This window comes from Shewanella sp. FJAT-52076 (genome assembly GCF_019457455.1).
GTDB lineage: Bacteria > Pseudomonadota > Gammaproteobacteria > Enterobacterales > Shewanellaceae > Shewanella > Shewanella zhangzhouensis.
Genome location: NZ_CP080415.1, coordinates 270,001 through 282,695, shown reverse-complemented (window position 1 = coordinate 282,695; position 12,695 = coordinate 270,001). Strand labels below are relative to the sequence as shown.

General features: G+C 56.2%; 9 protein-coding genes and 2 rRNA genes (1 of these 11 running past the window's edge). 3 read left to right on the top strand and 8 right to left on the bottom strand.

All coding sequences use genetic code 11. The features are described from left to right. Nucleotides 1-2: 2 nt before the first annotated feature. The 5 genes from argH to argC form a co-directional block, all read right to left on the bottom strand. The gene (gene argH / locus K0H79_RS01350; RefSeq protein ID WP_220077050.1) at nt 3-1,373 is read right to left on the bottom strand and encodes an argininosuccinate lyase; all 1,371 of its coding nucleotides are present in this window, start codon (nt 1,371-1,373) and stop codon (nt 3-5) included. An 81-nt stretch (nt 1,374-1,454) separates the two neighbouring features. Then, a complete protein-coding gene (locus K0H79_RS01345) occupies nt 1,455-2,678 on the bottom strand; it encodes an argininosuccinate synthase (RefSeq protein WP_220077049.1) in 1,224 nt (407 codons plus the stop codon). A gap of 50 nt (nt 2,679-2,728) precedes the next feature. Further along, nucleotides 2,729-3,634: an ornithine carbamoyltransferase gene (locus K0H79_RS01340; RefSeq protein WP_203325726.1), complete on the bottom strand. Its 906-nt coding sequence runs from the start codon at nt 3,632-3,634 to the stop codon at nt 2,729-2,731. Between the two features lie 3 nt (nt 3,635-3,637). Then, nucleotides 3,638-4,426, bottom strand: coding sequence for an acetylglutamate kinase (gene argB / locus K0H79_RS01335; protein ID WP_203325725.1), 789 nt, complete (start codon nt 4,424-4,426; stop codon nt 3,638-3,640). Between the two features lie 15 nt (nt 4,427-4,441). Then, nucleotides 4,442-5,422, bottom strand: coding sequence for an N-acetyl-gamma-glutamyl-phosphate reductase (gene argC, locus K0H79_RS01330; RefSeq protein ID WP_220077048.1), 981 nt, complete (start codon nt 5,420-5,422; stop codon nt 4,442-4,444). A gap of 271 nt (nt 5,423-5,693) precedes the next feature. On the opposite strand from argC, the gene argE reads away from it, so the two are divergent. The 3 genes from argE (at nt 5,694) to K0H79_RS01315 (ending at nt 10,183) form a co-directional block, all read left to right on the top strand. Then, on the top strand, nt 5,694-6,845 hold the full coding sequence (argE, locus tag K0H79_RS01325; RefSeq protein ID WP_220077047.1) for an acetylornithine deacetylase: 1,152 nt from the start codon (nt 5,694-5,696) through the stop codon (nt 6,843-6,845). Between the two features lie 141 nt (nt 6,846-6,986). After that, complete coding sequence (gene ppc, locus K0H79_RS01320; protein WP_220077046.1) at nt 6,987-9,650, top strand: phosphoenolpyruvate carboxylase; 2,664 nt, start codon at nt 6,987-6,989, stop codon at nt 9,648-9,650. Further along, a complete protein-coding gene (locus K0H79_RS01315; RefSeq protein WP_220077045.1) occupies nt 9,647-10,183 on the top strand; it encodes a DUF1439 domain-containing protein in 537 nt (178 codons plus the stop codon). Before ppc ends, K0H79_RS01315 begins: the two co-directional genes overlap by 4 nt. Before the next feature lie 61 nt (nt 10,184-10,244). Here the strand turns inward: K0H79_RS01315 and K0H79_RS01310 are convergent, their stop codons facing one another. The 3 genes from K0H79_RS01310 to K0H79_RS01300 all read right to left on the bottom strand — a co-directional run. Further along, nucleotides 10,245-11,519 carry a CinA family nicotinamide mononucleotide deamidase-related protein gene (locus tag K0H79_RS01310; RefSeq protein ID WP_220077044.1) on the bottom strand — a complete coding sequence of 425 codons (1,275 nt, stop codon included), beginning with the start codon at nt 11,517-11,519 and terminating at the stop codon, nt 10,245-10,247. A 195-nt stretch (nt 11,520-11,714) separates the two neighbouring features. Continuing rightward, nucleotides 11,715-11,830, bottom strand: a 5S ribosomal RNA gene (rrf, locus tag K0H79_RS01305). A gap of 124 nt (nt 11,831-11,954) precedes the next feature. After that, nucleotides 11,955-12,695 (bottom strand): 23S ribosomal RNA (locus tag K0H79_RS01300) (it continues 2,153 nt past the right edge of the window).

Here is a 12,695-nt window from a genome sequence, read left to right as displayed (position 1 = left end):
ACTCAGTATTGCTGCTGTTTGGTAGCCAGCGCTGCTGTCACCTGCTTGATGGCGGTGCCACCCAGCACATCGCGCTTTGCCAGGCATTCATCAAGGCTGAGGTGCGGATACACATCATCGCCAATCACGGCGGCAAAGGATTGCAGCTCGGCCAGTGGCAAGGCTTCCAGCGCCTGTCCCTTGCTGATGGCATGCAGCACCACTTCGCCCACCACATGGTGCGCCTCACGGAAAGGCATGCCCTTGGCTACCAGATAGTCGGCAAGCTCGGTGGCGTTGGCGTAACCCGCCTGGGCCGCCTGCTTGGCGTTGTCACGGTTTACCTTCACACCTTCCAGCACCAGTGCCGCCATATCGAGACAAATACCCCAACTGTCCAGGGTATCGAACAGGCCTTCTTTGTCTTCCTGCATGTCCTTGTTGTAGGCCAGTGGCAGCGCCTTCATGGTGGTGAGAATGCCCATCAGGTTGCCGTAAACGCGGCCGGTTTTACCACGGATAAGCTCCAGCGCATCGGGGTTTTTCTTCTGGGGCATCAGGGACGAGCCCGAAGTGACGTTATCGGCCAGCTCAACAAAAGCGGCTTCACCCGTGTTAAAGAAAATCAGATCTTCCGCCAGCCGCGACAGGTGCATCATAGACAGTGATGCGGCTGCGCAGAGCTCTACCACATGGTCACGGTCGGACACCGAATCCAGACTGTTAAGGGTTGGTCCGCCAAAGCCCAGCGCGGCGGCCAGTGCATGGCGGTCGATAGCATAGGCAGTGCCCGCCAGCGCGCCCGAGCCCAGTGGGCAGGTGTTAAGGCGCTTCAAAGCATCGGCAAGACGGGACAAGTCACGCTCCAGCATTTCCACATAGGCCAGGCACCAGTGACCAAAGGTCACAGGCTGTGCCCGCTGCAGGTGGGTGTAACCGGGCATCACAGCGTCCAGCTCACGGCTTGCCAGCGCCAGCAGGGCCTGAACCACGGCGGTAAGCTTGGTTTCCAGCAGGCCGCCAGAGGCCTTGCACCAGAGCTTGAGGTCGGTGGCCACCTGGTCGTTACGGGAACGGCCGGTATGCAGCTTTTTACCGAGGTCGCCGACCTTTTCAATCAGTTTGGTTTCCACAAAGCTGTGAATGTCTTCGGCGCCGCTGCCGATGATGGCCGACTCATCTTCGCCCACTTCTTCAAGCAGCTCGGAAAGGGCAGCCTTTAGGCGGCTGCATTCGTCGGCATTCAAAATGCCCACGCTGGCAATGGCATCGGCCCAGGCGATGGAGCCTTCCACGTCCTGGACGAACAGTCGGTAATCTACCGGCAGTGAATCGTTAAAGAGTTGGAACAGGGCACTGGCTTGTCCCTGAAATCTGCCGCCCCACAAGGCCATAGCAATTCTCCTTCTGCCCGGGCGCGCCCGGAACTAAAAATGAATGGGGGCCAAAACTGGCCCCCTGACTGACACGGCGGCTTACTTGGTGTTGTAAGCGCGGATACGGCTTGCCAGCGAGTAGAGACGGATAAAACCTTCGGCGTGTTTCTGATCGTACACGCTGTCCTGACCGAAGGTGGCAAAGGCTTCTGAGTAGAGGCTGTTGGGCGAACGCTTCTTCACCGGCACTGCCTGCCCCTTGTAGAGCTTAACCACTACCTCACCGTTTACCATGGTCGCCAGCGACTCGGAGGCAGCCAGCAGAGAGTCACACAGAGGGGTGAACCAACGGCCGTCGTAAACCAGGTGCGCCATACGGGCGGCAACCTGCTCACGCCATTCACGGCTGCTCTTGTCCAGCACCAGCTCTTCCACCGCGCGCAGGGCAGCGAACATTACGGTACCGCCGGGGGTTTCGTAGCAGCCGCGGGACTTCATGCCCACCAGGCGGTTTTCGGTAATGTCGATACGGCCAACGCCATGGGGCGCGGCAATGGCGTTAAGCTTCATCAGCGCCTGATATGGGCTCAGGGCCTCGCCATTCACCTCGGTCACACGGGCATTTTCAACCTTGAGGGTCACATACTCGGGCTCGTCGGGCGCATCCAGCGGATCCACGGTCATGGTCCATACCTGCTTGGAAGGCTCGTTCCACGGGTCTTCCAGCTCGCCACCTTCGTGGGAGATGTGCCAGGCGTTGGCGTCACGGCTGTATATCTTGGTGGCAGAGGCCGAGGTCTTGATGTTGCGCTCGGCGAGATACGCCAGCAGATCTTCACGGCTTTCCATGTCCCACTCACGCCATGGGGCAATCACTTTCAGGTCGGGGGCCAGCGCAGCAAAACAGCCTTCGAAACGCACCTGGTCGTTACCCTTGCCGGTACAGCCGTGGCACAGGGCATCGGCGCCCACTTTGCGGGCCACTTCTACCTGCGCCTTGGCGATAATAGGACGGGCCATGGAGGTACCCAGCAGGTAAGTGCCTTCGTAAATGGCACCAGTCGCTATGGTGGGGTAGATGTAGTCTTTAACAAATTCTTCTTTCAGGTCAACGATATGACACTCACTCGCGCCTGAGGCAAGGGCCTTTTCGGTCAGGCCCACCAGTTCTTCTTCACCCTGGCCCACGTCGGCACAGAAGGCGACGATTTCGCAGTTATCATAGTTTTCTTTCAGCCACGGAATGATGGCCGAGGTGTCCAGACCGCCTGAATAGGCCAGTACTACTTTCTTGACGCCGGTTTTGCTGTTTTCGATTGCCATAACTGTTTCCCAAGAGGCGCGTGGGGCGCCGTTGACTCAATAGATTGAATTTATCCGAGCAGTGTGACCAACACTGCGTTTTGTGCATGCATGCGGTTCTCGGCCTGATCCAGGATGAGGGAACCTTCACCGTCCATTACCTCATCGGTCACTTCCAGGCCGCGGTGTGCAGGCAGACAGTGCATAAAATAGCTGGCTCCGGCCTTGTCCATCAGCGCCTTGTTCACCTGATAAGGCGCAAACTTGGCCTTGATGTCGGTCAGCGCCGTGTTGTCGCCCATGGAGATCCAGGTATCAGTGTAGACGGCATCGTGGCCTTCTATCGCATTGATATCAGAGGTTAACACCAGTTTGCCACCGTGGGCCGCGGCAATTTGCTGCGCCTGCTGCACCTCAAAGCCATCGGGGAAGTGTCCTGGTGGGCAGATCACCGTCATGGTGGCCCCGAGCAAGGCGGCGCCGTACATCAGTGAGTGACTGACGTTGTTGCCATCACCGACGTAGGCCAAACGTACCTTGGACAGGTCATCAAACTTTTCGGCCAGACTCAGAAAATCCGCCAACCCCTGACAGGGATGGTAGAGGTCCGACAGCGCATTGATCACCGGCACCCGACCATATTTGGCAAGACCTTCAACGGTTTCGTGGGCAAAGGTACGCGCCACTATGGCATCGGCCCAGCAAGACAGGTTGGAGGCAAAGTCTTTTACCGACTCGCGCTTGCCCAGAGCACCATTTTGCTGATCCAGATACAGGCAGTGACCACCGAGCTTGTTGATACCGATATCGAAGCTGACGCGGGTACGCAGAGAAGGCTTTTCAAACAGCATTACCACACTCTTGCCCGCCAGCGCGCGGGAGTATTTGGCCGGATCGGCCTTGATCTCCTTTGCCAGAGTCAGCAGATCCAACATCTGCTTTTGCGTCAGTTCTTTTATCGATATCAAATGCTTCATATATTACTCCTGAGGTTGTATCTGTGTGCCCACGGCCTCACCCTTGATTAATGCCGCCATTTGGCCGCTGTCACGCCACGAGGCAACCTGTACCGGTTGTCCCAGCCACTGGGCAACTTCCAGTGCTGCTTCTACTTTGACTTTCATGCCTTTTTCGATCACGCCCAGCTTGACCAGCTCATCTATCTCCTGGCTGTTCAAACTGGGGATTAACTTACCTTTACCGTCGAGCACGCCTGATACGTCGGACAGGAGCACCAGTTTGCCGCCAAGGAGCTTGGCCAACACTGAGGCCGCCTGGTCGGCATTGACGTTGAGCAGCTCACCTTCATCGCTCATGGCGATGGAGCTGATAATCGGCAGCCAGCCCTGGGCAAGAATAAATTCCAGTGCCTTGGCATCTTTGGGGCTCACTTCACCGACCATACCCAGGCGCTCATCTTTAATGACCGCAGTCACCATGTTGGCATCACACAGGCTCATACCCATGCTCACCACTCCGGCTTTGGCCGCCGCGCCCTGCAGCAACTTGTTGGAGGTACCCGCCAGCGCGCCGGCGATAATGGGCATCTGCTCGGCAGGGGTAACCCGCAGACCTTCCAGCTTGACGGTTTCCATGCCATTGGCTTTGAGCTGCTCGTCAACCAGGCAACCGCCACCGTGCACCAGCACAACCTGCTCGCCTTTTTCCAGCAGCTGTCTGGCCGTGTCCATCAGTCTGGCCATGCCCATTTCGCACTGCAGCAGGGCACCGCCCACTTTGAGAACCAATACTTTGTTAGTTACTGACATTCCGATGCTCCCGCCTTAAACGCCAAAATGAATTTTTATGCATTGAAGTGCCTGACTGGCAGCGCCCTTCATCAAATTGTCGATGGCACTGGCAACCACCAGGTAGCCGCTGTCTTCGTCAAACTTCCAACCCAGGTGACAATTGGGGGTGAATACCACATCGTCCACCTTGGGGAACTGGCCTTCTTTCACCGTCACTATGGGGCTCTGGTCATACACGCTGTAGGCCTTGGCCACATCGTCACGGCGGGTACCCGGCTTTAACTGCACCGTGATGGTGGCCAGAATGCCGCGCTTAAAATTGCCCAGATGCGGTGTGAAAATCACTTCCTGACCCAGCTGGGTGGCAATTTCCGGTTGATGTCTGTGGCCCAGCACGCCATAGGGCGTCAGGCTTACTTCGCAAAAGCTGGTGTGCAACTGCGCCTTGCGACCGGCACCGGTCACACCGCTGACGGCGTTAATCACCGGACGCGCTTCGGTCAGCATGGCTTTGAGGGGTTTCAGAGCAGTGAGCGAGGCTGTTGGGTAGCAGCCCGGCACGGCAATCATACGGGTCGCCGCCACGGCATCGGCATTCCACTCGGCGAGGCCATACACAGCCTTGGCCAGCACTTCGGGATGGCTGTGCTCAAATCCGTACCACTTGGGATACTGAGCCGTATCGGCAAAGCGGTAGGCACCGCTTAAATCAAACACGGCCAGGCCTTTTTCATAGAAATAGGCGGCAAGTTCCAGTGACACTGAGTGTTCGGTGGCAAGGGCAACCGCGTCTGCCTCGGCAACTATGGCGCCTTTGGCTTCAGCGGTCAGGGGTGACAGACAATATTTCAGATGGCTGTACACCGGATACAGAGAGGACAGAGGCTTGCCTTTGTCGGCACTGCCTTCAGACACATAAAGGCCCTGGACTTGCAGGTGCGGCTCAGCATCAATAAGGGCTGTGAGCTGCGCACCTGTGTAGCCGCTGGCACCAATAATGGCGATCTTTTTCATGATTTCCTGACTCATTAAAATTTGTTCAAACAGATAGTTGGATTGAATTACCTGAAATAGGGTTAGCAGCCCGGCATGACGCCCTGTGCAATCAGCTATCGTCGCAGGAAGTGAGGATGTGCAAACACTGTCTTGAAGTTAATGTTTAATTCAACCATATACTCATTCATCTCGAGGCCTTGGCTATGGTGCTGGTCCCGGCTGTTTGCTAGACTAACACAACTCTTTAATTATGCAATATGCATGAATATCTATTTCAAGGAATTTTGTGGTGAAAGTCATTCCAGATCTCAAGAGTCGTTTCTCCTCGCTCATTTATGCACCATCTATCAGTGCAACCGAACCACAACTGGATATGAGTAACCATTCAGTTATCGCCCTGCTGAACGACTGGTTTTCGGATCTGGGATTTGACTGTCAAGTAACAAAGGTAGCAGGCACCCGCGACAAACGGAATTTGCTGGCCAAAATCGGCAGCGGTGAAGGCGGCCTGCTGTTGGCAGGACATACTGACACAGTACCCTTTGATGAAGGTCGCTGGAGCCAGGATCCTTTTGTGCTGACCGAAAAGGACAATCGTTGGTACGGCCTGGGCAGCTGCGATATGAAAGGTTTTTTTGCGCTTATCCTCGAGGCGGTGAAGGATTTGCCCCTGAATACACTGCAAAAGCCGCTGTACATCTTTGCCAGCGCCGATGAAGAAACCACCATGGAAGGCGCCAAAGCATTTGCGGCCAATACCGGCATTCGCCCGGAATACGCCATCATTGGCGAACCCACAGGCCTTAAGCCCGTGTATATGCACAAGGGCCATCTGGCGCAGGGGATACGCATCACCGGGCGCAGCGGCCATTCATCCGATCCCGCCCGAGGCCTCAATGCCATCGAAATCATGCACAAAGTAATAGGGCAGCTGCTGAAGCTCAAACAACACCTGGCCGACAATTACCGCGAAGACGCCTTCAGCGTGCCCTATCCCACCATGAACTTTGGCCATATCCACGGCGGCGATGCTGCCAACCGGATCTGTGGCTGCTGTGATTTGCATCTGGATATTAGGCCACTGCCGGGCTTGGCACTGGACGATTTAGAGCTGATGCTGATCAACTACCTGAAGGAAATTAATCGCGACTATCCCGGTGCGGTGGAGATCCGAACCCTCTATCCGGGCAGCGAAGCCTTTGCCGGGGTAAAAGACAGCGCCTGGACCCAACTGGTGGAGAGCCTCTCGGGTCAGCAGGCCGAAGTGGTGAACTACGCCACCGAAGCCCCCTACATAAATAAACTGGGCTGCCAGACGCTGGTGCTGGGGCCGGGAAGCATCAATCAGGCCCATCAGCCCGATGAATATATGGCAATGGATCAGCTAAAACCCACGGTAGAATTATTGAAACAGTTGATCCATAAGGCCTGTATTCAATAAACCTTAAACCGATTTCGAAAATGCCACAATTGGACTGACCAATTGACCTTGCTCGGTTGACCCCGAACGCAGGGCTGTTTATTGTGCTTGAACGGCTTTGGCTGACAACCCGTGAATAGTAATCCCGCAAGTGGAGATACCATGACAGACGTAAAGGGTACCGAGAAAGTAACAGACATGTACGCTCAGCTCAGGGCGAACGTGGGCATGATGGGACAAATCCTGGGCGACACCATGAAAGAGCATATGGGTGAAGCCTTTCTGGATAAGGTTGAGCAAATCCGCCTGCTTGCCAAGGGCAGCCGCTGCGGCGATGACGAGGCAAGGGCAAAAATGCTGGCCCTGCTCGGACAACTGCCAGACGAAGAGCTGGTCCCCTTCGCTAAAGCCTTTAACCAGTTTCTGAACCTGGCCAACATAGCCGAGCAATTCCACACCATCAGCCGTAACTGTGACGAGCTGGTGTGTGTACCGGATCCCGTGGAGCAGCTCCTTGGCAGAATGCTTGGCAGTCAGGTCGATAAAAAGGAAATGCTCGCCACCCTCAAGGCGCTGGACATAGATCTGGTGCTGACGGCCCACCCGACTGAAATCAGCCGCCGCACCCTCATTCAAAAATACTCGGCTATCGTTGACTGCCTGCAGGATTTGGAAAACCAGCAGCTCACCGAGCGCGAGCATAAGAGCCAAACCCTCAGGTTGCGCCAATTGATTGCGCAAATCTGGCACACCAATGAAATTCGCCGTGAACGTCCTACCCCGGTTGACGAAGCCCGCTGGGGGCTGTCTACGATAGAGACGTCCCTGTGGCATGCAGTTCCCGACTTTCTGCGTCAGCTGAACGATCAGGTGGAAGAAGCCACCGGCACCCAGATCCCCACCGACATGGCGCCGGTGCGTTTTTCCAGCTGGATGGGTGGCGACCGTGATGGCAACCCGTTCGTTACAGCCAAGGTCACCGCCGAGGTATTGGACCGCAATCGCCACACTGCCGCACGCCTGTATCTGAAAGATGTGGTGGAGCTGGTCGGCGAGCTGTCGATGGAAGAAGCCAACGCCGAACTCATGGCCTACAGCAATAACTCCTGCGAACCATACAGGGACGTACTGCGAAGCCTGCGCAGCAAACTGCGCAACACCATCGACTTCCTCAACGCCCGCCTCGAAGGCCACAACCCTGAAGTGGCCCGTGATGAGATTATCTGGGAACAGCAGGATTTGGAGAAACCGCTCAAATTGCTGTACCAAAGCCTGTGTGACTCGGGCATGCGCCTGATTGCCAATGGCCGTTTGCTGGATATGCTGCGCCGTCTGGCCTGTTTCGGCATCCACATGCTGAGGCTGGATATTCGTCAGGACGCCGGCCGCCACGAAGCCGCCATTGCCGAGCTGACCCGTTACCTTGGCCTTGGGGACTACTCACACTGGAGCGAGGCCGAAAAGCAAGCCTTCCTGCTGAAGGAGCTCAGTGGCCGCAGACCGCTGATCCCAGGCAACTGGAAGCCTTCTGACGAGGTTGCTGAAGTACTGGCGACCTGCCGTCTGGTGGGCACGCAGCCCCAGCAAGCACTGGGGTCTTATGTCATCTCCATGGCGAGCCTGCCATCGGATGTACTGGCGGTATTGCTGCTGCTCAAAGAGTCGGGCTGCAACTACCCCATCCGTGTGGTCCCCCTGTTTGAAACCCTCGATGACCTGAACAACGCCGCCGATTGCATTACCGCACTGCTGGATATCGACTGGTATCGCGGTTACACCAAGGGCATGCAGGAAGTGATGATAGGTTACTCCGACTCTGCCAAAGATGCCGGGGTGATGGCAGCCGCCTGGGCACAGTACCGAGCTCAGGAGCAATTGGTGAAGGTTTGCAACAAGGCCGGCGTGAAGCTGACCCTGTTCCACGGCCGCGGTGGCACCATTGGTCGCGGCGGCGGCCCTGCCCACAAGGCCATTCTGTCGCAACCACCCGGCAGCGTCGACGGTCGGATTCGGGTCACAGAGCAGGGCGAGATGATCCGCTTTAAGTTCGGTCTGCCCAAGCTCGCTGTACAGTCACTGGCACTCTATACCTCTGCGGTACTGGAAGCGACCCTGCTGCCACCGCCCGAGCCGAGGCAGGAATGGCGCAATGCCATGCAGCGCATTGCCGATGAATCGGTCGAGGCATATCGCGGCATAGTGCGTCAGGAGCCTGACTTTGTGCCTTACTTCCGCGCAGCAACGCCTGAGGTAGAACTGGGTAAGCTGCCACTGGGCAGTCGTCCTGCCAAGCGTCGTGTCGATGGTGGTATCGAGAGCCTGCGTGCCATTCCCTGGATTTTTGCCTGGTCGCAAAACCGCTTGATGTTGCCTGCCTGGCTTGGTGCCGGTGAAGCACTGAAAGCCGCAGCCGATCGCGGCGAGCTTGGCCTGCTGCGGGAAATGGAGCGGGACTGGCCCTTCTTCAACACCCGCATCTCCATGCTGGAGATGGTGTACAGCAAGGCAGAGCCGAATCTGGCCCGCTACTACGAGCAGTGTCTGGTGCCCGAGCAGCTGCATCACCTGGGGGTTACCCTGCGTGAACGTCTGGCGCTCGGTGTAGACGCCGTGTTGGCGCTGACAGGAGAAGATAGTCTGATGGCCCACACGCCCTGGAATCGTGAATCCGTTCGGCTCAGAAACCCCTATATCGACCCGCTAAACTTCCTGCAGGCGGAACTTCTCGGCCGTACCCGTCGTGAAGAAACGCCATCGGAATCGGTGCAGCTGGCACTGATGCTCACCATCGCCGGTGTGGCAGCGGGCATGAGGAACACCGGATGATCCGCCTGCTGGCGGTGTCTGCGCTGTTGTTGCTGTCTGGCTGTGTGAGCCAGTACAGCATCAGTGAGCGGGAAATGGCATCCTACCTCAATAAAGAGATTGGCCTTGAGGTGAAAGACAACTCGGGCCCACTGGGCGCCCGGGTGTCGGTAAACCAAATAGAGGTCAAGCTTGGGCACAAGGCGGACACCATGGCGGTGACGGCAACCAGTCTGGCCGAGGTGAAAACGCCGCTCATTCCGCTGCGGGCAACTCTCACGACCACCTTTGAAGCCAAGCCCTGGTACGACAAACAGGCCCATGGTGTGTACCTGAGGGACTTACAATTGGTGGATGTGAGTGCCAATCCCGCAGAGCTGAAACGCCTGTTGCAGGACCTGGCGCCGGAGCTGATGCGGGTGGTCAGAGGCTTCCTCGAGAGCCAGCCTGTTTACGTGCTGGATACCGAAGATGCGACCCAGGCGAAACTGGCCGAGATGACCGAGCGGATCACGGTGAAACCCGGCAAGCTGGTGCTGGAATTCACGCCCTGATAGCAGCCTCAACCACAAATAAAAACGCGGCCCTTAAGCCGCGTTTTATTTGGTTAGATCATTACTTGGGATAACGACTGATGGAGCTGTAATCCACAATCACGGCTTCACCATTAAGTTCACGGCGCAGCATGTCATAGGCCACCGCAGCACTCACCTTACGCACCATGTCCCGGGATCGGCGCGGCAACTTCACCATCTGGCTGTATACCCCGCCCTTGGTGGCAAGTGCAATCGCTACAGTACCCACTGGCTTTTCCTCAGTACCGCCATCCGGGCCAGCAATGCCACTGGTCGCCAGCGCGTAGTCACTGTCCAAAATAGCGCGGGCGCCCCTGGCCATCTCCTCAACAGTTTGGATAGATACGGCGCCGTAGTCATCCAATGTCTGGGGCGATACCCCAAGCACCCTGACCTTGGACTCATTACTGTAAGTCACCAACCCCTGATGCAAATAAGAAGAGCTGCCGGGAAAGCCAACCAACTGACTGGTGATAAGGCCACCGGTACAGGACTCGGCCACACTGAGGCTCATGCCTGAGTTGTGCAGTCTGGCGTGGATCTCCTCCTCCAGTGAGGTACGGTTTTCCGCGACCACCACATTACCCAGCCGCGCAGCTATTTCGTCGGTCACGGTCTCCAGCGCCTTAATTGCCTCGATGCCTCGGGCAAACACCTTAATTTCGATATAAGGCATAAAGGAGCGGTAGCCCAGGGTAATACCCGCAGGCAAGGTCATGGCCTCGAGCTCATCCGCCAATGAGGATTCACCACGGCCCAGAGTCAGCAACTTGCGCAGCGCAACCTGGCTGCCGGCATCGAAGGTCTGTTTCACAAAGGGAAGGAACTGCTCTTCTACCATTTGCTTGAATTCAAACGGCACACCTGGGGTGAAGAACAGCCAGGCGCGATTGAGTTTTACCCTGAAGCCACAGGCAGTCCCGACCGGGTTATCCACCATTACAGCTGATTCGGGCAGCCAAGCCTGCTTGATATTGCTCTTTGGCATTTCACGGCCGTGACGGGTGAACCAATCGTGTAAACGTTCGGCCCACTCTGCGTTCTCTACCAAGGATTCTCCCTTGGCTTTGGCCATGGCTTCTGCGGACATGTCATCAGAGGTTGGTCCCAAGCCACCATTCACCAGGATCACATCAGCATGGAGACTACGCTCCTGAAACACCGCCACCAGATCCTCAAGCCTGTCACCCACAGTGACCCGGCGCTGTACCTCAATACCGTTTTCCATCATCAGATTGGCAAACCAGGCGGCATTGGTATCCACTATCTGTCCTGCCAGCACCTCTTCACCGGTGCAAATCATCTCAAGCTTCATGCCCGCTCCTTCGATATAAGTTGGCTATAAGGTAGGGAAGCGGGGAAGTCATAGCAATAGCCCGGTGAGGTATCTGAAGTATTAAATTAGCGGAGGCTGTAAAGCTTTGTGGAAACCGTAATCATCGTTGCAGAATTGTGCGACGCAGAAAGCAAAAAGGCCACCCTATTGGGTGGCCTCTTCGACTTATTAGGCGCTTGGCAATGACCTACTCTCACATGGGGAGACCCCACACTACCATCGGCGCTGCTCCGTTTCACTACTGAGTTCGGAATGGGATCAGGTGGGACCAGAGCGCTATTGTCACCAAGCAAATTCGTTATGTCCCCGCTTCTCAGCAAGAACATGCAATTTAGAAAGCTGTTTGAGTTATCACTTCAATCAAGTCTGGTTTCTTCAAGACTATCTACACCATCTGAAACCCATCTGGGTTGTATGGTTAAGCCGCACGAGTCATTAGTACAGGTTAGCTCAACGCCTCACAACGCTTACACACCCTGCCTATCAACGTCCTGGTCTCGGACGGCTCTTCAGTGGACTCAAGGTCCAAGGGAAGACTCATCTTGGGGCTCGCTTCCCGCTTAGATGCTTTCAGCGGTTATCGATTCCGAACGTAGCTACCGGGCAATGCCATTGGCATGACAACCCGAACACCAGCGGTTCGTTCACTCCGGTCCTCTCGTACTAGGAGCAACCCCCCTCAATCTTCCAACGCCCACGGCAGATAGGGACCGAACTGTCTCACGACGTTCTGAACCCAGCTCGCGTACCACTTTAAATGGCGAACAGCCATACCCTTGGGACCGACTTCAGCCCCAGGATGTGATGAGCCGACATCGAGGTGCCAAACACCGCCGTCGATATGAACTCTTGGGCGGTATCAGCCTGTTATCCCCGGAGTACCTTTTATCCGTTGAGCGATGGCCCTTCCATGCAGAACCACCGGATCACTATGACCTACTTTCGTACCTGCTCGACGTGTCTGTCTCGCAGTTAAGCTGGCTTGTGCCATTACACTAACCACACGATGTCCGACCGTGTTTAGCCAACCTTCGTGCTCCTCCGTTACTCTTTGGGAGGAGACCGCCCCAGTCAAACTACCCACCAGGCACTGTCCCTAGTCCAGATTCATGGACCGAGGTTAGAACACCAACACTACAAGGGTGGTATTTCAAG

What these genes read in the sequence shown, in the direction of transcription:
- argH (WP_220077050.1), bottom strand. Translation starts at nt 1,373, where the DNA reads ATGGCCTTGTGGGGCGGCAGATTTCAGGGACAAGCCAGTGCCCTGTTC.
- K0H79_RS01345 (WP_220077049.1), bottom strand. Translation starts at nt 2,678, where the DNA reads ATGGCAATCGAAAACAGCAAAACCGGCGTCAAGAAAGTAGTACTGGCC.
- K0H79_RS01340 (WP_203325726.1), bottom strand. Translation starts at nt 3,634, where the DNA reads ATGAAGCATTTGATATCGATAAAAGAACTGACGCAAAAGCAGATGTTG.
- argB (WP_203325725.1), bottom strand. Translation starts at nt 4,426, where the DNA reads ATGTCAGTAACTAACAAAGTATTGGTTCTCAAAGTGGGCGGTGCCCTG.
- argC (WP_220077048.1), bottom strand. Translation starts at nt 5,422, where the DNA reads ATGAAAAAGATCGCCATTATTGGTGCCAGCGGCTACACAGGTGCGCAG.
- ppc (WP_220077046.1), top strand. Translation starts at nt 6,987, where the DNA reads ATGACAGACGTAAAGGGTACCGAGAAAGTAACAGACATGTACGCTCAG.
- K0H79_RS01315 (WP_220077045.1), top strand. Translation starts at nt 9,647, where the DNA reads ATGATCCGCCTGCTGGCGGTGTCTGCGCTGTTGTTGCTGTCTGGCTGT.
- K0H79_RS01310 (WP_220077044.1), bottom strand. Translation starts at nt 11,519, where the DNA reads ATGAAGCTTGAGATGATTTGCACCGGTGAAGAGGTGCTGGCAGGACAG.